This is a genomic window from Streptomyces sp. NPDC053426 (genome assembly GCF_055585405.1).
Map to the genome: position 1 here is coordinate 157,927 of NZ_JBVJKE010000017.1, position 22,303 is coordinate 180,229.

The 22,303-nt window shown below is 70.8% G+C and carries 22 protein-coding genes and 2 pseudogenes; 15 read left to right on the forward strand and 9 right to left on the reverse strand.

Going from position 1 to position 22,303, the window contains the following annotated elements; genetic code table 11:
- Positions 1 to 27: 27 nt before the first annotated feature.
- The 4 genes from ACZ62B_RS30395 (at position 28) to ACZ62B_RS30410 (ending at position 5,772) form a co-directional block, all read left to right on the forward strand.
- The gene (locus ACZ62B_RS30395) at positions 28 to 1,428 is read left to right on the forward strand and encodes a condensation domain-containing protein (protein WP_469692840.1); all 1,401 of its coding nucleotides are present in this window, start codon (positions 28 to 30) and stop codon (positions 1,426 to 1,428) included.
- Positions 1,429 to 1,507: 79 nt separating this feature from the next.
- On the forward strand, positions 1,508 to 2,746 hold the full coding sequence (locus ACZ62B_RS30400; protein WP_344561250.1) for an acyl-CoA dehydrogenase family protein: 1,239 nt from the start codon (positions 1,508 to 1,510) through the stop codon (positions 2,744 to 2,746).
- A 29-nt stretch (positions 2,747 to 2,775) separates the two neighbouring features.
- Positions 2,776 to 4,023 carry a cytochrome P450 family protein gene (locus tag ACZ62B_RS30405; protein WP_344561248.1) on the forward strand — a complete coding sequence of 416 codons (1,248 nt, stop codon included), beginning with the start codon at positions 2,776 to 2,778 and terminating at the stop codon, positions 4,021 to 4,023.
- A 213-nt stretch (positions 4,024 to 4,236) separates the two neighbouring features.
- Positions 4,237 to 5,772: a hypothetical protein gene (locus tag ACZ62B_RS30410; protein ID WP_468889692.1), complete on the forward strand. Its 1,536-nt coding sequence runs from the start codon at positions 4,237 to 4,239 to the stop codon at positions 5,770 to 5,772.
- Between the two features lie 131 nt (positions 5,773 to 5,903).
- On the opposite strand, the gene ACZ62B_RS30415 is transcribed toward ACZ62B_RS30410, so the two are convergent.
- The 3 genes from ACZ62B_RS30415 to ACZ62B_RS30425 form a co-directional block, all read right to left on the reverse strand.
- Positions 5,904 to 6,281, reverse strand: a complete 378-nt coding sequence (locus ACZ62B_RS30415) for a fic family toxin-antitoxin system, toxin component (protein ID WP_344561244.1) — start codon at positions 6,279 to 6,281, stop codon at positions 5,904 to 5,906.
- Complete coding sequence (locus ACZ62B_RS30420) at positions 6,281 to 6,526, reverse strand: hypothetical protein (protein WP_344561242.1); 246 nt, start codon at positions 6,524 to 6,526, stop codon at positions 6,281 to 6,283. The genes ACZ62B_RS30415 and ACZ62B_RS30420 overlap by 1 nt, the downstream gene beginning before the upstream one ends.
- 217 nt (positions 6,527 to 6,743) lie before the next feature.
- Positions 6,744 to 7,082 (reverse strand): hypothetical protein, encoded by a 339-nt coding sequence (locus ACZ62B_RS30425; RefSeq protein WP_468883991.1) that lies wholly within the window; start codon positions 7,080 to 7,082, stop codon positions 6,744 to 6,746.
- A gap of 342 nt (positions 7,083 to 7,424) precedes the next feature.
- On the opposite strand from ACZ62B_RS30425, the gene ACZ62B_RS30430 reads away from it, so the two are divergent.
- Positions 7,425 to 7,940 (forward strand): GNAT family N-acetyltransferase, encoded by a 516-nt coding sequence (locus ACZ62B_RS30430; protein ID WP_344561237.1) that lies wholly within the window; start codon positions 7,425 to 7,427, stop codon positions 7,938 to 7,940.
- On the opposite strand, the gene ACZ62B_RS30435 is transcribed toward ACZ62B_RS30430, so the two are convergent.
- Positions 7,886 to 8,044 carry a toxin-antitoxin system HicB family antitoxin gene (locus ACZ62B_RS30435; RefSeq protein ID WP_344561235.1) on the reverse strand — a complete coding sequence of 53 codons (159 nt, stop codon included), beginning with the start codon at positions 8,042 to 8,044 and terminating at the stop codon, positions 7,886 to 7,888. The two genes, ACZ62B_RS30430 and ACZ62B_RS30435, sit on opposite strands and share 55 nt — an antisense overlap.
- A 39-nt stretch (positions 8,045 to 8,083) precedes the next feature.
- Here ACZ62B_RS30435 and ACZ62B_RS30440 point away from each other — a divergent pair, with 39 nt between their 5' ends.
- The 9 genes and pseudogenes from ACZ62B_RS30440 to ACZ62B_RS30480 all read left to right on the forward strand — a co-directional run bounded on the left by ACZ62B_RS30440 (position 8,084) and on the right by ACZ62B_RS30480 (position 14,505).
- Positions 8,084 to 9,328: an RNA-guided endonuclease InsQ/TnpB family protein gene (locus ACZ62B_RS30440; protein WP_344561233.1), complete on the forward strand. Its 1,245-nt coding sequence runs from the start codon at positions 8,084 to 8,086 to the stop codon at positions 9,326 to 9,328.
- Between the two features lie 90 nt (positions 9,329 to 9,418).
- The gene (locus ACZ62B_RS30445) at positions 9,419 to 9,547 is read left to right on the forward strand and encodes a hypothetical protein (RefSeq protein WP_344561231.1); all 129 of its coding nucleotides are present in this window, start codon (positions 9,419 to 9,421) and stop codon (positions 9,545 to 9,547) included.
- A 139-nt stretch (positions 9,548 to 9,686) separates the two neighbouring features.
- Entirely contained in the window at positions 9,687 to 9,950 is a 264-nt protein-coding gene (locus ACZ62B_RS30450) for a hypothetical protein (protein WP_344561229.1), read from the forward strand.
- Between the two features lie 207 nt (positions 9,951 to 10,157).
- Entirely contained in the window at positions 10,158 to 10,898 is a 741-nt protein-coding gene (locus tag ACZ62B_RS30455; RefSeq protein ID WP_344561227.1) for an alpha/beta hydrolase, read from the forward strand.
- A 133-nt stretch (positions 10,899 to 11,031) separates the two neighbouring features.
- Positions 11,032 to 11,619 carry a hypothetical protein gene (locus tag ACZ62B_RS30460; protein ID WP_344561225.1) on the forward strand — a complete coding sequence of 196 codons (588 nt, stop codon included), beginning with the start codon at positions 11,032 to 11,034 and terminating at the stop codon, positions 11,617 to 11,619.
- Positions 11,568 to 11,921, forward strand: a pseudogene (locus tag ACZ62B_RS30465) (hypothetical protein); the annotation flags it as partial. The gene ACZ62B_RS30460 and the pseudogene ACZ62B_RS30465, both read left to right, overlap by 52 nt.
- Positions 11,922 to 12,155: 234 nt before the next feature.
- Entirely contained in the window at positions 12,156 to 13,211 is a 1,056-nt protein-coding gene (locus ACZ62B_RS30470; protein ID WP_344561221.1) for an MFS transporter, read from the forward strand.
- A gap of 117 nt (positions 13,212 to 13,328) precedes the next feature.
- Positions 13,329 to 13,463, forward strand: a pseudogene (locus tag ACZ62B_RS30475) (transposase); the annotation flags it as partial.
- Between the two features lie 118 nt (positions 13,464 to 13,581).
- Positions 13,582 to 14,505, forward strand: a complete 924-nt coding sequence (locus tag ACZ62B_RS30480) for an IS3 family transposase (protein WP_344561219.1) — start codon at positions 13,582 to 13,584, stop codon at positions 14,503 to 14,505.
- A gap of 1,014 nt (positions 14,506 to 15,519) precedes the next feature.
- On the opposite strand, the gene ACZ62B_RS30485 is transcribed toward ACZ62B_RS30480, so the two are convergent.
- Positions 15,520 to 15,873 carry a lactococcin 972 family bacteriocin gene (locus ACZ62B_RS30485; protein WP_344561214.1) on the reverse strand — a complete coding sequence of 118 codons (354 nt, stop codon included), beginning with the start codon at positions 15,871 to 15,873 and terminating at the stop codon, positions 15,520 to 15,522.
- A gap of 309 nt (positions 15,874 to 16,182) precedes the next feature.
- Here ACZ62B_RS30485 and ACZ62B_RS30490 point away from each other — a divergent pair.
- Positions 16,183 to 17,000 (forward strand): IS5 family transposase gene (locus tag ACZ62B_RS30490; protein WP_344561212.1). Its coding sequence is split into 2 segments (ribosomal slippage): positions 16,183 to 16,525 and positions 16,525 to 17,000, totalling 819 coding nucleotides; the frame shifts between segments, so codons are not numbered across the junction.
- Between the two features lie 51 nt (positions 17,001 to 17,051).
- On the opposite strand, the gene ACZ62B_RS30495 is transcribed toward ACZ62B_RS30490, so the two are convergent.
- The 4 genes from ACZ62B_RS30495 to ACZ62B_RS30510 form a co-directional block, all read right to left on the reverse strand.
- Positions 17,052 to 18,590, reverse strand: coding sequence for an ISL3 family transposase (locus tag ACZ62B_RS30495; protein WP_425578065.1), 1,539 nt, complete (start codon positions 18,588 to 18,590; stop codon positions 17,052 to 17,054).
- Positions 18,591 to 19,185: 595 nt separating this feature from the next.
- Positions 19,186 to 20,529 carry an FAD-dependent oxidoreductase gene (locus ACZ62B_RS30500; RefSeq protein ID WP_344561210.1) on the reverse strand — a complete coding sequence of 448 codons (1,344 nt, stop codon included), beginning with the start codon at positions 20,527 to 20,529 and terminating at the stop codon, positions 19,186 to 19,188.
- A gap of 45 nt (positions 20,530 to 20,574) precedes the next feature.
- Positions 20,575 to 21,006 (reverse strand): SgcJ/EcaC family oxidoreductase, encoded by a 432-nt coding sequence (locus ACZ62B_RS30505; RefSeq protein WP_344561208.1) that lies wholly within the window; start codon positions 21,004 to 21,006, stop codon positions 20,575 to 20,577.
- Between the two features lie 45 nt (positions 21,007 to 21,051).
- Complete coding sequence (locus tag ACZ62B_RS30510; RefSeq protein ID WP_344561206.1) at positions 21,052 to 22,233, reverse strand: acyl-CoA dehydrogenase family protein; 1,182 nt, start codon at positions 22,231 to 22,233, stop codon at positions 21,052 to 21,054.
- Positions 22,234 to 22,303: the final 70 nt, after the last annotated feature.

The window sequence follows — 22,303 nt, forward strand, 5'->3', positions numbered from 1 at the left end:
CCACGACCGGGAAAAGGATTGGTCACCTTGAGCATCACCACCGCAGCGCCGCAGACCGACGACGGCACCGCCCGGCGGATCCCGCTGTCGTACAACCAGCAGTTCCTGCGCGCCTTCGACAAGGGCGAGACGGACGGCGCCTTCGGCCACCGGCACACCCTGGTGTGCGGCTGGCGCGTCACCGGCGCCGTCGACACCGACGCCCTGCGGCGCGCCCTCGACGACGTGGTCGAACGGCACGAGGTGCTGCGCACCGCCGTGGTCGGCGACGACGAGGGCGGCCACCAGGTCGTCCACCCGCCCGCGCCGGTCGCCCTGGAGGTCACCGACCTGCCCGACGCGGACGGCACCCCGCGCGACGTGCGCGCCGAGGAGTTCCTGAACGACCTCGACGCCGCCCCGTACCCGGTGCGCGAACTGCCCCACCTGCGGGCCTTCCTGGGGCGCTTCGACGCCACCGACGCCGTCCTCGTGCTCGCCACCCACCACACGTCCACCGACGCCTGGTCCCTCCAGGTCCTGATGCGCGACCTGGTGGCCGCCTACCGCGCCCGCGCGGCCGGCGGCACGGCCGAGCGGGGCGAGGTGGCCCAGTACCGGGAGTTCGCCCGCTACCAGCAGGAGAACGCCGACAGCAGCCGCATCGACCGGGCCCGCGCCTACTGGCGCGAGCGCCTCGCCGGAGCCGAGATCACCGGCATCACCTCCGACCGCCCGGCCCAGGCGGACCTGCCGAGCGCGTACGGCGTGCACCGCTTCGTCTTCGACGCCGAACTGTCCAAGAAGGTCGTGGAGTTCGCCCGCGCCGAGCGCTGCACCCCCTTCATGGTGCTGGCCGCCGCCTACAGCGTGCTGCTGCGCCGGCGCACCGGCACCACCGACGTCGTCTTCCCGACCTTCTCCTCGGGCCGCTACGAGGAGCGGTTCGCGGACTCGGTCGGCCCGTTCTTCAACTTCGTGCCGATCCGCATCGACACCGGCGACTGCACCACCCTCGCCGACGTCCTGGACCGCTCCCGCGCGGCCTGCGTGGGCGCCTACCGCAACGAGATCCCCTTCGCCCGCATCGCCGAGGACAGCCCGGCCCTGCTCGCGCCGTTCGCCGACGGCTTCCTCGCCGTCGTCGCCTTCGAGGTGCTCCAGTCGGCGTTCCCGCTCGACGGCGAGGGCGGCGAGGGCGGCGAGGGGACGTCCGGCCCCCGCTTCACCGAGATCCGGCGCCGCACCCTGTCGCAGCGGGTCAGCTCGGCCATCCCGGACGGCGGCCTGTGGGCCATGGACGTCCTGCCCGGCGGCGAGCTCGCGGGCAGCCTGAAGTTCGACCACAACCGCTTCGACGAGCGCACCGCCCGCGAACTGGTGGAGCAGTTCCGGCACCTGCTCACGGTCCTGAGCGGCGCCCCGCGGACGCCGCTGGCGAAGCTGTGACCCCGACGGCCCCGCAGGCGACCCCTTCGAGTTCGACTCCGACTCCGACTTCGACTCCGACGCAAGAGGACCGATCCCGATGACTTCCACCCTGCCCGAGACGTTCGCCCCGCGCGCGGCCGTGCCGGAGCCGGACCTCACCCCGGACGAGATCGTCGCCCGCGCCGAGGAACTGGCGGCCGGCCTGCCCGCCCGGCAGGCCGAGACGGAGCGGCGCGGCCACTACGCCGAGGACACCCACGAGGCGTTCACCCGCGCCGGCTTCTACCGCATCCTGGTTCCGCGCCGGTACGGCGGCTACGAGTTCGGCCCGGCGACGTTCATGAAGGTCGCCACGACCCTGGCCCGCGGCTGCCCGTCGACCGGCTGGATGTACCTGTTCGGCGCCGCCCACGCCCTGGTCGCCGCGACCCTGTTCGACGAGCGCACCCAGGCCGAACTGTTCGCCGGCGGCGACTTCGTCTGCCCGGCCACGGTCGCCCCCGCCGGCAGCGCGACCCGCGCCGAGGACGGCTCCTGGCTGCTGGACGGCGTCTGGAACTACTGCTCGGGCGCCCCCTACGCCACCCACTTCATCGGCCACACCCTCGTCTTCGACGACCCCGACGGGCCGCCCGCGCCGATGCTGTTCATCGCCGAACGGTCGCAGTTCGAGCGCCTGGACGACTGGGGCGACCAGCTCGGCCTCAAGGGCAGCGGCTCGCACAGCATCCGCATCGAGGGCGCCCGCATCCCCGCCCACCGCACCCTGCCCGGCCACCTCAGCCAGATCCCGGTCACCGGCGAACTGCCGGGACGCACCCTGCACGGCCCCGAGTACGGCGGCGGACCGCTCAGCTTCATGCTGCTCGAACTCGGCGCGCTGGCCGTCGGCATGGCCCAGGGCGCCCTGGACGCGTACGAGGAGCTGATGCGCACCCGTACCACCACGTTCTTCCCGATCGTCCCGCGCACCGAGGACCCGGACTTCCAGTTCCGCTTCGGCGAGGCCACCGGCATGATCGCCACCGCGGACGCGGCGATGACCGAGGCCGTACGCCAGTGGGAGCAGCTCTGCCTGAAGGACGCCGCCGCCTTCACCCGCGAGGAGGAGCTGCGGCTGGCCACCATCAGCCGTGAGGTGGTCCGCCTGTGCTGGAGGGCCGTCGAGGGCCAGCTCTTCCCGACGGCGGGCTCCAGCTCCGTACGCGCGGGAGAGCGCGTCGAACGGGTCTGGCGCGACCTGTCGATGCTGCACAGCCACGCCGGCAACGGCGTCTTCCTCGCCTCGCACGCCGGCCGGGAACTGGCCCGCGCGCACTTCGGCACCGGACAGTGACCGCCCCTTCTGCAGACAGGGAAAAACCCATGGAGCAAGGCTGCCCCTTCGCCCTCGACACCACCGGGCGGGACATCCACGGCGAAGCCGCCGTCCTGCGGGACCGGGGACCCGCGGTCCAGGTGGAACTGCCCGGAGGCGTCCTCGCCTGGTCGCTGAACGGCCACGACGTCATCAAGAAGGTGCTCGGCGACCCCCGCGTCACCAAGAGCGCCCGCAACCACTGGCCCGCCTTCCAGAACGGTGAGATACGGCCCGACTGGGAGCTGATCAGCTGGGTGGCCATGGACAACATGGTCACCGCCTACGGCAAGGACCACGTCCGGCTGCGCAAGCTGACCGGCAAGGCGTTCAGCCCGCGCCGCACCGAGGCGTTCCGCCCGCGCGTGGAGGAACTCACCGACCAGCTCCTCGACGGCCTGGCGCGGACCGCGCCCGGCGACGTGGTGGACCTGCGCGAGCGGTTCGCCTACCCGCTGCCCGCGCGCCTGGTCGCCGACCTGATCGGCATGCCCGAGGAGGCCCGCGCCAAGACCGCCAAGGTCATCGACGCCATGGTGGACACCACCATCACCCCCGAGCAGGCCCAGGCCGTGCTCGCCGGCTGGCGCGGCGCGATGGCGGACCTGATCGCCGACAAGCGGCGCGAGCCCGGCGAGGACATCACCAGCGACCTCGTGGCCGCCCGCGACGAGGACGGTTCGCGGCTGACCGAGGAGGAGCTGACCGACACCATCTTCGCGATCCTCGGCGCCGGCTCCGAGACCACCATCAACTTCTTCGACAACGCCATCACCGCGCTGCTGTCGGACCCCGCGCAGCTGGAGCTGGTCCGCTCCGGACAGGCCACCTGGGACGACGTGATCGACGAGACGCTGCGCGTGGAGTCGCCCCTGGCCCACCTGCCGCTGCGCTACGCCGTCGAGGACATCGAGCTCGACGGCGTCACCATCCCCAAGGGCGACCCGATCCTGGTCAACTACAGCGCCGTGGGCCGCGACCCGCGGCTGCACCCGGACGCCCCCGGCTCCTTCGACCTCACCCGGGCGGACAAGGAGCACCTGTCCTTCGGGTTCGGCCCCCACTACTGCCTCGGCGTGGGCGTGGCCCGTCTGGTCGCCCGCACCGGCCTGTCCCGCCTCTTCGCCCGCTTCCCCGACCTGTCCCTGGCCGTCCCCCGTGAGGAACTCCAGCCCCTGCCGACCTTCATCATGAACGGCCACCGCACCCTGCCGGTCCGCCTGACGGTCCCGGCGCTGGTCACCACCGCCTCCTGAGCGCGCCGGCCGTCCGGTGACGGGAGCGTCCGTCCGGGCACGACGCCGCCCGCGCGGTGTCCCGCCGGAGGAACGCTCCCGTCGTGGTGCCGACCCGAACTGTCACGCCCCGTGGAGAAACCGCCTCCGCTCCCCGGGCGTTGACCAGGTGACGCCGCCCGGTCCTCGCGGGCCGGCGGCGGGCACCGGGGACACATCGGGAGGGAGAGCGGGATGACGCAGACCGCGGTGGGGGAGCTGGGCGAGCGGGTGCCGGGGCGCTGGTGGACGGTGCGTCTGGACGCCGTCGGCCGGGGCGGTACGGCCGTGCGCGTCACGTGCAGCCGCCCCGCCTGCGCCGAACGGCGTCTGCCGTCCACGGCCGCCGGCCGCGCGGCCGCGGTCGCCCACCTCAAGGCCCACCTGCGCGCCGTCCCCGCGCCCAGGGCCGAGGCGTACTGCGCGTGCCGGGCCGAGGGCTGCCGCACCCATCTGCCCGACACCGGCCGCCCCGCGCGCGGCGAACCCTGGCGGTGCGGCGGCCCGGTCGTCCTCGCCGTCCTCGCCGACCGGGAAGGACGCTGGTGGCAGGCGATGGAGTGCTGCTCGCGGTGCGCGGCCGCCACCCCCGGAGCGAAGACCGTGGGCACCTCCCGGACGCCCGGCGGCCCGCGGACCACCGGACGCCCGGCCCCCGCGGCCACGGGCGTGGGCGCGCCGCGGTTCTCCGACCACCAGGCCCCCGCCGGGACGGGGGCTCCGGCCCCGGCCCCCCGCTCCGTACCCGCGCGACGCCGCCCCCGGCAGGCGAAGATCGCCCAGCGGATCGTCCCGCACGACCTGCTGCCCGACGCCCTGCGGGAGGAACTCACCGAACTCGGCGACCTCTTCCGCGCCTACCAGCGGCGCGAGCAGCCCGACCTCGCGCTCCTCGCCGACCTCCAGGAACGCAAGGCCCGCGCCTTCGCCACCTGGGCCGGTGTCACCGGCGACGACGACCTGCGGGAGGAGGCCCGGCGCGCCGAGCAGGCCGCCGCCACCATCCTCCTCCAGCACCAGCAGCGCACCGGCGGCGTCGCGTACGGCGACGGGCCGGCCGTGACGCGGCTGCTGACCGTACCGACGCAGTGGGAGCACGTACGCTCCGTCCTCGCGCACGTGGCCGACCACGCCCCGCTGCCCGGACCGGAGGCACGGCTGCTGGTGCTGATGCTGACCCTGCGCACCGCGCACACCGGCACCGGCAACCTCGTCGGCCAGGACGTCAACGGGCTGGGCCTGACCGATCCGCGGGACCTGGTGGAGAAGCTGACCGGCTGCGGCTGGCTGTCCCTCCCCGGCACCGTCGACGACCTGCTCGCCTCCCGGCCGGAGAACCCCACCCCGATCACGGTCCCCTCCCTGGTGCCCCCCGAGGACGGGGCGGGCCCGTTCACGTTCGGCAGGAAGACGCGGCCCAAGCTCTCCGGCTGGGCCCAGCGGGTCGTGACGGACAAGAAGCTCCGCAAGACCAAGGCCCCCGCCGGCCCCCGGCTGCTCGCCCTGACCCTGGCCACTCAGGCCGACCCCGCGGGCCGCCTCGGCCCCGACGGTCAGGGCGTCGCCCTGACCACCCTCACCACCCGGGTCCCGGCCGACCCCGACGAACTGCGGCACCTGGTCGACCGCCTGACCACAGCGGACTGGCTCACCGGCACCACCTTCACCGACACCCGCCTCACCGGCCGCCTGACCGAACGCGTCCTGCCCCTCACCTGCCCTCTTCTCTAGCCGCGCCGCTTCCCGCCCCGCCCGTCATCGCCGGGCGCACGGGGCCGCCGTGCACGCGGTCGGGCCGGTGAGCCCTGCCCCTGTCCCTGTGCCGTCGCACGGCAGACCGGGGACGACCGGGACGGACTCCTTCAGGTGGTGGCGGGCCAGCCGCGCAGCAGGGCGGCGATCTTCCCGGCGGTGCAGGCCGGGTCCAGGAGCAGGTCCTTGAGGGCGAGGGCGTCCTCGCGGGCGGGTTTGACGGTGATCCCGGCGGCCTCGAGGTACATCACGCCGGTGGCGGCGGCGACGGCCAGGTTGGAGCGCTCCAGCCAGCGGCAGCGGCCCAGGGTGTGCACCAGGGCGGCGGCCTTGGCGTAGGGGCCGTCGTAGACGGGCTGTTCGAACAGTTCGGCCCGGTGGCGGGCGACCGCCGAGACGGGGACGCCGTAGTCGTCGGGGGCCGGGTCGTTCACCCCGGCGGCCTCGGCGACCTGCAGGATCCAGGGAACGTCGATGTGCGGGTTCATCAGGCGGCGCGTGCTCCCCGAGCCGTTTCCGTCCGCTGGGCGTCTTCGGCTTCGTCGAAGAGTGCCTGGTGCTCGGCCAGGAAGCGGGCGGCGGCGTCCACCGCGCGGGCGCGCAGGCCGCTGGTGTCGTCCTCCACCAGTCGGGAGAGGTAGTCCCCGATGCTCAGTCCCAGGTCGGCGGCGCGCTTCCTCGCGAGTTCCGCGACGTCCTCGTCCACGCGCGCGCCCAGTTGCGTCTTTGCCATATCCGCATGGTAACAGGCGTTACCGCCGTGTGCGGGTGGCGGCCGCAGCGGACCTGTCCGGTGTTCTGTCCGGCCGCGGGAGCGGCGGGGACATGCGTGGACCCCATGCGGCGGATCACCGGGAAACCACCAGCCGACCGGAGGAAAGCCCGAGCGGGCTCAGCCAGGCCGTCGACCCGGTGCTCCAGCCGTGGATCGCGATCCCGCCGGTCGGGCATCAGGTATCGAGCCGGGCTGAGCCCCGTCTCGATGGGTCCGGCCCGGTGGCTCTGTCCGTGCCGTAGAAGCGGCCCTGGTCGCACAGGGCGTCGATCTCGGCGTTGTCCTCCTCGCTCAGTTGCGCGTCCAGCGCGACGCTGATGACGCGTCGGGCGCGGGCCAACCGCCGGGCGACGTCCCAGTCGGCGATGAATGCGCCGACGGTGCGTTCGTCGGCGGTTCCGGACGCCTGGCGGGATCCGAGCCGGTCGAGGGAAACGACGAACTCGTTCAGGTCCCGCAGGACTGCCACGACCTCGTCGAGGGGCATGCGGATCTCTCGGGAGGACATGTCCATCAGCCGATTCAACTCCGGAGCCGGTGCTCCGGTCCAGATCCTGATCTTGCTGGTCGGGGCCGGCCCGGGAACGGGGCGGTCACCGGTGGTCATCGGTGACCGAGGGCAGACGATCAGGTGGTGGCCGCAGACCGCACCACGAGCCCTGCCCGTCGGCAGGAAGCGTCCGAGGTTCTGACGGGCCGTATCGCGGGGACGGTTCGTCCGGGCTGCCGCCCTGAGCACCCGGCCTCGATGACTCGACCGCTGCCGTCCGGTCCTCGGGGTGCCGCCGGACCTGTCGCTTCGCCCGCGGCGCACGGGCGTGGTGCGATGGAACCGGGGGCGGAAAGGAGAGCGATCATGTCCGCAACGAAGCGAACGAGTGCCGCCGCCCCGGTGTCGGTCCGCCCGCTGGCCGAGCCGGACCTGGACCGGGCCGACGAGATCTTCAGGGTCGCCTTCGGGACCTTCCTCGGGATCCCCGAGCCGGAGACGTTCTTCGGGACCGCCGACTACGTCCGCACCCGCTGGGCGGCGGATCCGCACGCGGCCTTCGCGGCGACCGTCGAGGGCGAGGTCGTCGGATCGAACTTCGCCGCCGACTGGGGCAGCGTCGGGTTCTTCGGCCCGCTGACCGTACGTCCGGACCTGTGGGACCAGGGCATCGGCAGGCGCCTCATGGAACCGGTCATGGACCGCTTCGGCACCTGGGGGAACCGCCACCTCGGCCTGGTCACCGGATTCCTCCGAGGATGCCCCGGCCTTCGGGCCGGGGAGGAATCGGACCCCTGTGGAGCGGGGCAGGAAGAGCCGAATCGCCGTCAGGGTGATTCGGCGTCAGTCACGGCGGCGGCGCGCTCGACCTCCAACCGGTAGACGATCTCGGAGTTGAGGGACCTGCGGGCGGACTTGGCCTGAGCGGCCAGCCACGCATGCAGGTCGGCGGGCAGACGGAGCGTGATGCGCTTCTCTTCATCCATGACCCCAGAGTAGTGGATCTAGAGTGGTAGAATGACACCATGACGACACAGCAGAAGGCTTCGGAGGATGCCGGGCATGCCCGGTACACCTACCGTCTCCGGGTGTCGTCGACCGCCCGCACGGGCCTGATGGCCGAGTGGGCGCGCTGCCGGTGGATCTGGAACGAGTGCGTAGCCATGTCCCGCAAGCTCCACGCGCTGAATCGCGACGCGGCCGAGAAGACGACGTGCGGCCCGGCCCAGCTCGACACGATGCTGACCGAGGCCCGCAACGCCATGACGTGGCTGCGTCAGGGCGCCTCGGTACCGCAGCAGCAGACCATCCGCGACTTCGCCAAGTCCCGCGCCAAGGCGATGAAGGACATCAAGGCGAAGCTGCCGGTCCGGCAGCGCGCCGGGATGCCCCGCATCAAGCGCAAGCGGGACGCGCTGCCCACGCTGAATTACACCGTGCGCGGGTTCCGCCTGAAGGACGGCCGCCTGCACCTGGCGGGCGGCATCGCCCTGACAGTCGTGTGGTCCCGCGAACTGCCCGCCGCACCCTCCTCGGTGCGCGTATACCAGGACAGCCTGGGGCACTGGTACGCGTCGTTCGTCGTCGCGACCGGGACCCAGCCGCTCCCCACCACGGGCCGTGTGCTCGGTGTGGACTGGGGCGTCAAGGAGACCGCCACCACCACATCCGACGCCCACGACCTGCCCCACGCCGAGCACGGCAAGCGCGCCGCGCAGCGTCTCGCCCGCTACCAGCGGATGATGGCCCGCCGCAGGCCCGCGCGCGGGCAGGCCGCATCCAACGGCTACCGGAAGGCCCAGGCGCAGACCGCGAAGGTACACAAGAAGGTGGCCCGGCAGCGGCAGGACACCGCCCGCAAGTGGGCCAAGCACGTGGTCCGGGACCACGACGCCATCGCCGTCGAGGACTTCAAGCCGAAGTTCCTCGCCAAGACCACCATGGCCCGCAAGGCCGCCGATGCGGCGATCGGCGCCACGAAGACGGCCCTGATCGAGATGGGCCGCAAGCACGGACGTGATGTGCGTCTCGTGCATCCCGCGCACACCACCATGGACTGCGCGTCGTGCGGAGCGAGAACCAAGCACGCACTTCCTCTTTCGGAACGTACCTACACCTGCACCGCGTGCGGAGTCGTCTCCCCTCGGGACAAGAACTCCGCGCGCGTGATGCTGGTCCGGGCTGGTCTCAACCCGGCTGGTGCTGATCGTGTAAGAGCTGGAGGACCGCTGGTCCCCAGCCAACGTGAGCCAGGAATCCCCGTCCTTTGAGACGGGGAGGATGTCAACTTCTCGCACAGTCCCAAGCACCTCGAGCTCTACCGCCAGTACGGTTTCTGGCCTCGCTTTCTCACCGCCGTCATGAGGAAACAGGTCACCGTCAGTGCCGCGGTCCCCGGCCGAGTGCTGTACAGCGAGCTGACCGCCGCCGAGCGGCCCGGCGCACTGAGCCTCGGCCGCGCACTGACGGGGGCCGGCACGAGGGCCTGAGCCTGGAGCGCGAGATCACGGCCGCACAGGCGCAGGGGCTCGGTGACACCGTCCTCCTCGAGGGCGCCGGCTCCGGCCTCGACGGTCTGGCCGTCTGGCCGTCTGCCACTGCGGAGCGGGGCCGGAGGCCGGTGAGGACGTGTGCTTCGTCAAATTCGGCGCCGTACGCCCCAGCCCGGACGCCGCGGACCGGTTCGAACGACTGCTGGACGCGTGCGAGCAACTGGCCGCCGAGAAGGGCCTGGGGCAACTGGACGCCGGAACGAACCTGGCCCGCCAGGACGCCTACCGGCGCATGGCCGACCGCGGTTTCCGCACCTGGCTGCAAGGCGTCACCATGCACAGGCCCAACGAACCCGGCTACAGCCACCCGGACGCCTACGTGATCGACGACTGGCGCTGAGCCCACCGCCGTACCCGGCGAGGAGACTCCGCGAAAACCCGTTGGGCGGACGAGGTGGCCACTGCTACGTTTCCGGAGGCCGTGCGAGAGATCGAGGAGGTGGTACCCGTGAACGCAGTATCGACATGGGTGCTCCCCTCCGGGGTCGCGGTCGGGCGATAGGTCGTCCGGGAGCGCCGTTCCAGTGCACTCCCGAAAGGCACGACCATGCGATTCACTTCCGAGCGGCGCTTCGACGACGGCGTCCTCGAACGCGAGTTCACCCTCGGCGAGATCCCCGGCATCCTGTGGACGCCCGGATCCGCGTCCGCATCCGCACCGGTGCCGCTGATCCTGCTCGGCCACCCTCCCCTCGGACTGCGCAAGATGTACCCCCGCCTGGTGGACCGGGCCCGGCACTCCGCGGCGGAGGGCTTCGCCACGGCCACCATCGAGCTTCCCGGAAGCGGCGACCGGCCCCGCCTGCCCGCCGCCGAGCGGGCCCGCGCCGACCTGCGCCGGGCGCTGGAGGCCGGCGAGCCGGTCGGCGACGAGATCGTCGACGCCCTCGTCCTCCCGCTCGTCGACGAGGCGGTCCCGGAATGGCAGGCCGCCTTGGACGTCCTCCTGGCGCTGCCCGGGATCGGCGGCCCGGTCGGGTACTCGGGGGGAGTGATCTCCATCGGCATCCGACTGGCGGTGGTCGAGCCGCGCGTCGTGGCCGCCGGTCTCTTCGCCGGCAGTTTCGTGCCTCGCGTCATGTTCGAGGAGGCCCGCCGGGTCACCGTTCCCCTGCACGTCCTGCTGCAGTGGGACGACGAGGGGAACGACAGGCAGGCGGCCCTGGACCTGTTCGACGCCTTCGGCTCCGAGGAGAAGTCCCTGCACGCCCACATGGGCGGACACACCGGCGTCCCGCAGTACGCGGGAGACGCGGTGGTCCGGTTCTTCACCCGGCATCTGATGTGAGACCGGGCCGTCGGACCGGCGGCAGACGGTGAGCGGCGCCGGCCGGCATGCCGCTCATCGAGGACAGCTCCCTCTCCGCGGCTCTCCGCACCGCGGGCCCCTGCCGAACTCCCGGCAGGGGCGGCCCGACACCGTGTTCGTCTCCGGACCCGACCTGACCACCGAGATCGTCGACCGCAAGCCCGCACCGGAGCTGACGACTCCCTCCCCGGGCCGCAGCCGACATAATGGAGGCATGTCATCCGTGCCGCAGCGATCAGCTCTCGCCCGAGCCCGGGTCGGCGGGCCCGCCGACCCGGGCTCGGGCGACACGGACCTGCGGCTGTACCGGGAGAAGTTCCGGCGCCGTCTGCCGGCGGACCTCCTGGAGCTGCGGGGGCCCGCGGAAGGGGTCGTGGAGCCGCAGGCCACCGTCGTTTGGTCCGGACTGCGCGCCTTTGACCTCGGCAACGAACGGCAGCGCATGAGCCTGTACCGCACCGTCCTCGCCGAAGGCATGCGCGAGGACCTGTGCGCCCTCCTCAACCGCGACCTCCTGCTGCGGCTGTGGCCCACCCTGCGGATCCTGGTCTCGACCACGGTCCGCGGCGTGTGGGAGGAGGCGTTCCCGGAGCTGCGGGCCCTGGCGGACCTCCCCGCCGTCCGGCGCCGCCCGCACGAGGGCGCGGCCGTCCCGTCGCCTCCAGCGCGTACGGGCCCGTACTCGCCGAGGAGGACGTGATCGGCACCAAGGTCCGTGCCCTGGCCGAGCGGGGCCTCGCCCGTGACGCTCTGGACGTCTTCGCCGCCTCCCGCCGCTGGACCACCACCGACCTGGAGGAATTCGGCCGGCGCCATGCTCGCGACCGCTTCGACCTCGACTCCCTGCATACCCGCCTGACCGCCGTCGCCTGGATCGACGACGCCGAGTTCGAGGCGTACGGAGCGGATACCGCCCTGGTCGACGAGCTGATGACCTGGGCCCAGGAATGGGCCGACGACCTCGGCCGCCGACTGCTCCGCGACCAGGACACCGACCGTTGAGGTTCTCCCCTCCCTCCGCAAGCCCAGGAAGGGGATCCCCGTCCACCTCGTGGCGACGGGCTCGACGCCCCGGCCGCCCCCTCCCGCAACTCATCGGGGAACGCGGCCGGTTCGCGGCCCGAACGGCTGCGCAGCACCGGGTGGGCACGGGTGTCGCCGGCCGGGCAGTCCTGGAGACGGCGCTGCAACTGGACGACTGGCTACGGACATATGACGTACGGATAGAGTTCTGAGATGGCCGATCCCGCCTCCGCCGCCCTCGCGGCATCTCCGCGGTCACCGCTGTGGACCCGTAACTTCACGCTCTACTTCACGGCCCGGATCGCCTCACTGCTCGGCGACGCGATGCTGCCGGTCGCGCTCTCGGTGGCGATGCTGGCGCTCGGGTACGGGGTGAGTGCCGTCGGGTACGCCCTGGGCGCCTGGATGGCGGCGTTCGCGCTGTTCGTGGTGTTCGGCGGCGTCCTCGCGGACCGGATCCACCCGCGACCGCTGATGATCGGGGCGGACGCCGTGCGGTGCGCCCTGATCGGCGCGATGGCCTTCGCCTTCGCCGGCGGGCGGCCCGGACTGTGGTTCATCGTCGCCATGACGGCGCTCGGCGGAGTCGCGACCGCGATGTTCCAGCCGGGCGTGAACGGCTTGGTGCCGCAGGTCTCCACCGACGTGCAGAAGGCCAACGGCGTCCTGCGGGTCGCCCAGGGCATCTCCACCATGGCGGGACCCGCGGTCGCCGGACTCCTCGTCGCGGCGGCCTCCCCGGCCTGGGCGTTCGCGGTGATCTCGGGCACCTTCGCGGCCAGTGGGCTGAGCCTGTCCGGGCTGCGCCTCGGCGCGTACGTCGTCGACCGTTCGGAATCCACCCTGCAGAACCTGAGGGTCGGCTGGCACGAGTTCCGGTCCCGGTCCTGGCTGTGGGCGGTGATCCTGATCTGGTGGGTGCTCGGCGTCTTCGTCTGGGGCCCGGTCGTACCCCTCGGCGCGGCCTTGGTCACCGGGGCGCACGGGAGCGCCGCGTTCGGCTACGCGGAGGGTGCGTTCGGCGCCGGCTGTGTCATCGGCGGCCTGGTCGCCATCCGGGCCCGGCCGGCGCGGCCGCTGCTCGGCGGGGCGGTGGCGATGTTCCTGTTCCCCATGATGCCGCTGTCCGCGAGCCTCGCCCCCCACCTCGTACTGCCGGTGCTGCTCCTCGGGTACGCGGTCAGCGGTGTCGGCTGGGCGTTCTGGGGCGTGCAGTGGGCGACCACCGTGCAGACCCAGATCCCCGAGGACCGGCTCAACAGGGTCTGAGGTTCCCCCGAGATGCGGGGGTGGTGACAGCGGGTCAGATAGGACTCACCGAGAGGAGCCCTGCTGATGCCTGCGCCGAGGAAGTACCCGCTGGAGTTGCGTGAGCGTGCGGTGCGGATGTACCGCACCGCGGAGCCGAAGCCCGTGATCCGCCGTATGGCCGAGGAGATCGGTGTCCATCACGAGGCCCTGCGCGGCTGGATCCGCCAGGCCGAGGCCGACGCCGGCGAACGCGACGATCTGCTGACCAGCGACGAACGCGCCGGGCTGGCCGCGCTGCGCAAGGAGAACACCCAGCTCAAGCGGTCGAACGAGATCCTGCGGACGGCCTCGGCTTTTTCGCGGCACAGCTCGACCCGACCCGGTCCAGGTGACGGCGCTCTTCGACGAGCACCCTCACCTGGAGGTCGAGCCCACCCTCCGGGAACTGCACATCCCTTCCTCCACCTACTACCGCTGGCGCCAGGCGGAGAAGGAGCCGTGCGAACGGCGCCGCCGGGACACCAGGCTGACCGGGCAGATCCAGCGGATCCACACCGACTCCGGCGGCATCTACGGCTCACCCCGCGTGCATGCCGTCCTGAAGCGCGAAGGCGTCCACGTCGGCCGCAAACGAGTCGAACGGCTCATGCGCGAAGCCGGCCTCGCCGGGATCAGCCCCCGCCGGACAGGCAAGGGCTTCACCTGCCGCGACCGGGACGCCGAACTCGCCCCCGACCTGGTCAGGCGCGACTTCACCGCCGACGGACCGAACCGGCTGTGGGTCACCGACCTCACCATGATCCCCACCGGCGAGGGACCCTTGTGGCTGTCGGCGATCAGAGACGCGTTCTCCCGCCGGGTGGTGTCCTGGGAGACTGCCGCCCACGCGGACGCCGACCTCGTACTGACCACACTCGAGTACGCCCTCGCGTCCCGCGAGGTCGAACCCGGTCAGTTGATCCACCATGCGGACCACGGCTGCCAGTACACATCCGTGAAGCTGACAACACGCTTGATGAGAGCAGGAATTGAGGCATCCATGGGCTCCGTTGGGGACTCGTACGACAACGCCCTCGCGGAGAACCTCTGGATGCTCATCAAGACCGAGGGCCTGCGCGGCCGCACCTTCGCCACCCGGGCCGAGGCGAACCTCGCTCTCTTCGAGTACATCGACGGGTTCTACAACAGCCGGCGCATCCAGAGACGCCTTGGACACCTCAGCCCGGTCGAGTTCGAAGAGCAGCACTACGCCGAGCAGGCAGCGACCGAACGAGCGAACCTGAAACCCCGCCAACCTGCTCTGACCAGCTGATCATCCCCTACCCAGCAACGGGGGAACCTCACCTGGTGAGCCAGGTAACGCCCTTGCCATGCCACGCTTCGACTACCGCGTGGGAGTTCAGACGCCTCCCGTACTGAGCGTCGCGGAAGACGTTGTCAGCGCAGGCCCCGACGTGTTCGTGCCGGGGCCTGCGGCGTCTGCGCGCCCTGGGTATTCCACGTGAATCACGCAGTGCGAATAGGGAACGACTCCAGACGGTCACACGGACGAAATGTCTCCTCTGGCTCGGCACTCATCCGACTCCGAGGAACGAGTGCGCCGAGCATGCCACAAATTCCGGGTGGTGTGACTCACCAGAGCCAAGGCAACAGCAACCGCGACAAACTGAATCACATTCCAAGTAATTCCAACAATCGCACGTTGCCCATCCATCTCTGTAGCCAGTCGCATGGAGGTCTCAAAAAAGGCAACAAGTGGAATAATCAGCCGGAATGGGAGGCTGCCAACACTTGAACTTCGTGCCAGGTTACCGAAGAGTCCGACAGGTGCGCCGAGGGTGAAAGCTGCTACTCCCCACCAAATCGCCTTAGAGGAAATCCCCTCACCGGCGGCACCGGATTCCAGTCCGCCCGGGATGGCGGGGCTCAAGTCCTTGAATAGATAGTACGCGATCACACCGAGAGTCAAACCCAAAGACGACAGTGATGCTGCCTCAATTTTTGATCGACAGAAATAGCCTACCAAGAATGCGTAACAGGCCCACGACCATCCGCCGGAAAAAACAACGTTCAGAGTGACGCAAGCAGGATTGTCCCATTTTCCACTAAGGGGGCCTATTAGCCCAAGTAACAAACCCGCCCCGAGGGATGCCGCGAGCGGCACGGCGCGATTACACGGAAAGTGTGCGATTTCTATTCCCTTTTCCGTCAAAAGTAGGAGGTGGCGCCACTCGGAGACTGCACGGGTGACCGAACAGACCTGAGTGGCGCACCAACAAATTACCAACCTACCGGGGATGTCACCGCTTGATGCAGGGATCAGGACCTAGTCGATGCTGTAGTAGGTGTAGCAGACCTGGGCGCCGCCCCCCGTCCATTGGGCGTAGGCGTACCTGCCGGCTTCCACCCAACCACTGGAGAACGTCGTGCCGCCAATCTTCACCGTGGACTTGTGGCTCTTACTGGCGTGGTAGTAGTTCGAGTAGCAGTACTTACCGTCCGTGGTCAGTTCGCTGCCGTAGCACCACGTTCCGCCACTGGCACCGATGCAACCCAGCGCTGTGAAGGAGCCCGCCGAATCGCCCACCTTGATCGCCGCCACACCCCATTCAGAGGGGTTACCCAGTTCTGCGGGCGGCTTCGTGCCGTCACCACGCTTATGGAGGGTGACCTGGCCCACCTCGGAGCCATCTGCGGCGACGACAGTGCCGTGTGCCGTAACAGTCGCAGACTGGGAGCCGTCTGCAGCAGCCGGGGCAGCGAAGCCAAATACTGCGAGTACTACGCTCGCAAAGCCAAGAGCTAACGATCTACCAGATATTCTCACGGTATTCCTTCCCCAACCCCCCTAGTGGGAGTTGCGTAGTGATCTTCATTGAAGGAATGGTGGCAGTCAACAGCCCTGACAAGGACTGTCCGAAAAAGCACCCCCTGGTGGGTGTGTCAATTTAGACCGTGTCCTACGTGGTGAGGCGTCGTTGACCTCGACATGGGGCGGGGTACATGGAGTTGGATTGTTCCGGACGGGCTGTGGGAAATCGCGAAGCCGCTGATCCCGCCGTCGAAGGTGCGGCCGCAGGGCGGTGGAACACAGGATATCCCTGATGAGACGCTGTTCGCCGCGATCATCTACGTGCTGGTGTCCGGCTGCGCCTGGCGCCAATTGCCGCCTTGCTTCGGGATATCGAAGTCGACGGCTCACCGCAGGTTCCTGATCTGGTCGAGAGCCGGTGTCTGGGGCCGCCTGCACGAGGCGGTGCTGCACCGGCTCGACGACGCCGGCCTCATCGACGTCTCTCGCGTCGTGCTGGACACCGCCCACGTCCGGGCTAAAAAGGGGGCGAACACACAGGTCCGAGCCCCGTGGACCGGGGCAAGCCGGGTTCCAAGATGCACGTCCTGTCGGACGCGAACGGACTGCCCCTGGTCGTCGGCGTGTCCGCCGCGAACGTCCACGACAGCGAGGGCCTGAAGGCCATGGTGGCCGGTCACCAAACGAGACACGATCCCCACCGCGGCCGCCACTTCAAGCCCCAACGGCTGCATGCGGACAAGGCGTACGACATCCCCCACCTGCGGAAATGGCTGCGAGGCAAGCGCATCGGCGTGCGTATCGCCCGCAAAGGCATCGAGTCCAGCGAACGACTGGGCCGCCGCCGCTGGGTCATCGAGCGCACGATGTCCTGGCTGACCGGCTACCGACGCTTGAGCCCTCGCTACGAACGCGACCCCCGCAACTACCTGGCCTTTCTCGGCCTCGCAGCCGCCCTCTGCTGCTACAAACGACTCGTCCGCCTCACCACATAGGACACCGCCTTAACGCTCTGTCCCGTAATCGGTGGTAGCGCTGTGTGGTGATCACTGGAGGAGGATGCGGTGGCGGAGCAGGGAGAACCCGGCTCGGCCGTGCATCTGCCTCATGATCTTCTTGGTTCGTGTGTTGACGCCTTCGGTGCGGCCGTTGTGGTACGGGGTGGTGAGTCCGGCGTCGACGGCTGTGCGGTCGATCTCAAGGCCGTTCGCGAAGGAGTGCAGGTGGGGCAGGTCGGTGGAGCGAACTGCGGTGATCCAGACGGTGAGCTTGGCGTCGTTGCCCTCGACAGGGGTCAGCAGCTGCGCGAACTCGCCGGTCAGCCAGGCGAGTTCATTCATCTCGGGGCAGGCTTTGGTGAGTTCCCGCAGCAGTGCGGCGTCCTTGTCGCGCAGGTTCTCGGGGCGGGTCAGGAGGAGGCGGGCGAAGCGCTGCGGGGTGGTGACGGGCTTGTCGCCCTCGGCCCGGCCCTGGGTGATGTAGCGGTAGAGCAGGTTGAGGCTGCCCGTGTATCCCAGTTCCTTGATCTCCCGGAACAGTTGCTTGACGGGGACGGCCGGGTCGGCAGCGCGACGGGCGCGGAGGTGGTCGCGGTAAGGGTCGACGAGCGTGGGCCGGTACCGGGGTGCGTGACGCTCGGCAGTGGGCTCCTTCATGCGGGCGTACCGCTTGACGGTGTTCAGTGCGACGTCGAGGCGGCGGGCGCATTCGAGCAGGCCGACACCCTTTTCGAGCAGGTCGTGGACCTGCTGCCAGCGTTCGCGGGTGGTCTGCTCGCGGACGCCCCCGGGCCGGGCGGGGTTCACGGCGGTCGCCCAGCACGCGGCGTGGGAGCGGACCTCGGCCAGGACCTTGCCGCACAGGTTGCTCCACAGATGCCACCTGTCGCTGACCTGCACCGCTTCGGGCAGGGCCTGGCGTATCGCCTCGCCATAGGTGGTGGAGCCGTCCCGGCAGACGTACTCGACCCCGGGATGCTCGCGCAGCCACGCCGCCAGGGTCTCGGCGGTGCGATCGGGCAGGACGTCGATCCGCTCGCCGGTCTCGGCGTCAATGATCACGGTGGCGTAGCGGTGCCGGCGCTTGAGGGCGAAATCGTCGACGCCGAGCACGCGCGGGACGCGCAGCGGCGGGACCGCCCTGCGCATGAGTATGCGCAGGGCGGTCGAGCGAGAGATCCAGCAGGCCAGCACGCGTGAGAGGCGTTCACCCGCCCGGCCTGCTAACTCCTTGACCACAGAGCCGAGTTGGTCGGCCAGACGGTTGGTCCGACGCTGGTAGCGCTCCACGACGCCGGGAACCTGCTCGCGGAACGTCTGCCGCGAGCAGCCGAGCACCGGGCACACCAGCCGCCGCAACCTCACCGAGACGACGACCCGCCGTCCGTCCATGGGCACGTCCGCGACTCTCCGCCCGTGGAACCCGTGCACCCGCCCTGTCGGCGTGCCGCACTCGGGGCACGGCACCGGATCGTCCCGGGTCCGCGCCGTCACCCGGATCAGGCCGCCCTCGTCCGCCACACCCTCGATGACGAGGGCCGACAGCCCCGAAAACACCACGCTCACAGGCTCGTTGACATCACGCACACCAGAACAACGACGACCGTCACCCTTCGTTACCACCGATTACGGGACAGAGCCGCTCGATTGACAGACCCCGAGGATCGGAGCGCCGTCCTCGCCGCGACCAAGTTATGCGTGTAGCTGCATAAATCCCGGGCTCCGGAGGCTCAAGTCATGCACCCAGGGTGCATAAAATGCCGACGTTTTCGCAGGTCAGAGCGTCGCCGCTATCTTTAAAGAAAGGGCGGGGGTCCGGAGGGCGCGTGCGGCGCCGTGCGGGAGGCCCTGCGGTCCTCGCGCAAGCGCTCCGGTCCTCGGGGTGGTCGTACCGCTCGATTCCGATCGGACTGTGATCCGGGGCGCGGGACGATCAGCAACGGGAAGCGTGGCTGACGCCCGGTCGTGGTTGCTGGAGGCACACGCGCGCCTGGGTGCTCGGCTGCCCGTATCGCCGTGGCTGACTGTCGGTGGTCGATGTTCCGACAGGCTCTGAGTCTTCCCAGCGGCAGGATGGTCGGCATGACCAAATCCCGGCGATGTGGGAGGCCGACCGCCTGGGGGCGTGGCGAGTCCGCCGCAGGGGATGACCCGTGCGGCGGACTCGTTGTGTCCGGCCGGTTCAGGCGGGCAGCGGCTGTGCCCGCTCGAAGCCCCGTTCGACGCGTTCCTGCATCTGGGGGGTCATCAGGGCGGTGGGCGGGTCGACCAGGCCGGCCACGCGCATGAAGGTGGCCGTCACCTCGCCGTCCACCGCGGCGGCGGTGTGCAGCCTGGCCATGTACATCCCGGACTGCTCCCACTCGGGGGTGCGTACGCCCTCCACCTCCGGGTAGCCCAGGTCGGCGCCCGCGGAGAACTGCCACGGCACCTCGATGACGCCGGCGATGTCCTGGAAGAAGGCGAGCGGGTCCACCTCGCCCCGGGACAGGTGGTCGCGCAGGACCAGGGCCTCCAGGGCGGAGACCGTCATGCCCTGGCCGTAGACCGGGTTGAAGCTGCACGCGGCGTCGCCGAGCACCAGGTAGCGGCCCGGGAAGCGGGACAGCCGCTCGAACCGGCGCCGCACACTGGCCGGGTACCGGAAGACCGTGCCGTCGCCGACCGGCTCGGCGTCGTGGATCGCGTCGTGGATGTCGGTCACCGGCAGGGTCCGGGTCCACCGCAGGAAGCCGTCGAGGTCGGCGGGCGCGCTGTCGCCCAGTACGCCGGTCAGTGAGACCACGACCAGACCGTCCTCGATGCGGGACAGGAACGCCCCGCGCCGGTGGCTCGGCGAGGTGACCGGGTTGATCGACAGGTCGCCGTCCAGGACCGACTCGTCGCGCAGCCGGAACAGGCGGGTCGTGTAGCTCAGGTCGATCCGGATCCGGTCCTCCTCGGGGCGCCCGTAGCCCAGCTCCTCCAGCCACACCGGGGTGCGGGAGGCGCGGCCGGTGGCGTCGACGACCAGGTCGGCGGTGAGCGTGCGCTCCGTCGAGTCCGCGTCGTGGCCCTGCACCCGCACGCCGGTCACGTTCGCGCCGGCCTCGTCGGTGACGAGGCCGGTGATGTCGTGGCGCTCCAGGAAGGTGACGTTCCCGAGAGCGGCGACGCGTGCGCGCACCCGGCTCTCCAGCAGCGGGCGGGTGGCCGAGACGCAGACCAGCCCGGTGGCGCGGGGGCTGAGCCGCCGGCCGCCGAAGAACCAGCGCAGTTCGCCGAGGTCGCCGGTCGGGATGCCCGCGGCGACGGCCTCGTCGGTGAAGTCCGGGAAGAGCTCGTCGAGGATCTGCTGTCCGCGGGCGAGCAGCCCGTGGACGTGCCGGCCCTGCGGCACGCCCCTGCGCGCCGTGGTGGACCCGCCGATGTCGTCGCGCTCGACGACCAGGACCTCGCCGTGGGAATCGGCGAGCACCCGTGCGGCCAGGAGCCCCGCCATGCTGCCGCCGAGCACCACCGCGCGGTCACCCCGTGCGCCGGCCATCGCTGTCACCTCTCTCTTCCTCTCGCGTGAAGGGGACCGTCGCGCTCACGCGGCGTGCCGCGGGCTGTTCTGGTAGGCGCCGAGGAACCACTTGCCGTCCCGCTTGACGACGACCCAGGAGGCGTGGACGGCACGCTCGGGCGCCGGCTCGGTCTCGCCCGGCGCCAGGATGCCGCCGCGCGTGATCAGCACGCCGGCGCCCTCGTTGGCGAAGCGGATGTCGATCGGGGTGCCGGTGACGCGGGTGCCCTTGTAGGGGCCCGCGAAGGCGGCGGCGGCGAAGGCGCGGATGGCGTCGCGGCCCTTCTCGTACACGCCCGGCAGGATCAGGGTCCCGTCGGGGGTGAACACCTCGGCGAAGGCGTCGGCGTCGTAGGCGGCCCACGCCTCGACGACGCGCTGGGGGATGGAGGCGACGGCGGCCTTGTCCTCGTCGGAGATCTCGACGGCGGGGGCGGTGGCGGTCTGCGTGGTCATGAGTCTGCTCTCTGCTCTCTGTCGCGGAACGGCGGCGGAACGGGCTCAGATGTAGAGGGTGTTGGGCTGCTGGCCGCACAGGACGCGGCCGTACAGCTCGGCGTTGGTGTTCGGGTTCATCAGGGCGTGCAGGCTCATGGCCTGGATGTCACGGGTGATCCGCTGGATCGGCACGTCCCGGTAGACGGACGAACCGCCGGAGGCGGAGGCGAAGATGTCGACGGCCTCCTTGGCCAGGCGGACCGCGGCGCCCATGTCGGCGCGGGCGCGGGCCCGCTCCAGCACCGTCCACTCCTCGCCCGAGAGGCCCTTGGAGTCGACGAGGTCGGCCAGACGGTGCGCGTGGAACTCGGCCTGGTCGGCCTTGAGCACCGCCTCGGACGCCTGGAGGTGCGTCAGGGGGGCCTCGGCCTGCTTGGCGTACCAGGTGTAGGTCAGGGTGCGGTCCGGGAGCCGCTCGAAGAAGACGTCCTGGGCGGCGCGGGCCAGGCCCACCGCGGTGCCGACCGAGGAGGCGGCGGCGACCGGCAGCAGCGGGGCCCGGTAGACGGGGGAGTCCGCGTTGAGCTGCGAGGCGTACTGGCCGGTCAGGACGGCCGGCAGCGGCAGCACGCGCTCCTGGGGGATGAACACGTCCTTGGCGACGGTGGAGACGCTGCCGGTGCCGCGCAGTCCGGAGGTGTCCCAGTCGTCGACGATCTCGAGCTGGTCCATCGGCACGAGCGCCATCAGCGGCAGGTGCTGGCCGTGCGCCATCTCCTGCGCGGCGATGACCTCCTGCCAGTGGGCGTGCGGGGCGCCGCTGACGAAGCTCCACCTGCCGTTGACGACGATGCCGCCCTCCACGGGGGTGGCCCGCGCGGACGGGCTGAGCGTGCCGCAGACGCGCACGTCGGGGGTGGCGAAGACCTCGTCCTGGACGCTGTCGGGGAACAGGCACGTCATGAACGTGGGGATCCAGTACACCGACGCCGTCCAGGCGGCGGCCCCGTCGCCGCGGGCCAGCTCGGTGGCCACGTCGACCAGGGTGCGGGTGTCGGCCTCGTAGCCGCCGTACCGCTTGGGCACCCGCAGCCTGAAGACGCCGGCCCCGGCCAGCGCCTCGATCGTCTCGTCCTGGAGCCGGCCGGCGTCCTCGGCCTTCGGGGCGTTCTCGCGCAGCAGCGGCGCGACTTCGGCCGCGCGCCGGACAAGCTGCGCACGCGTGGGGATGTCGGCGGTGAGCATCGTGTAGTCCTCCCGGGACGTGACAGGTCGTACCACCAGGCGGTGCTGACCCGACCTCACACCGCGGCGG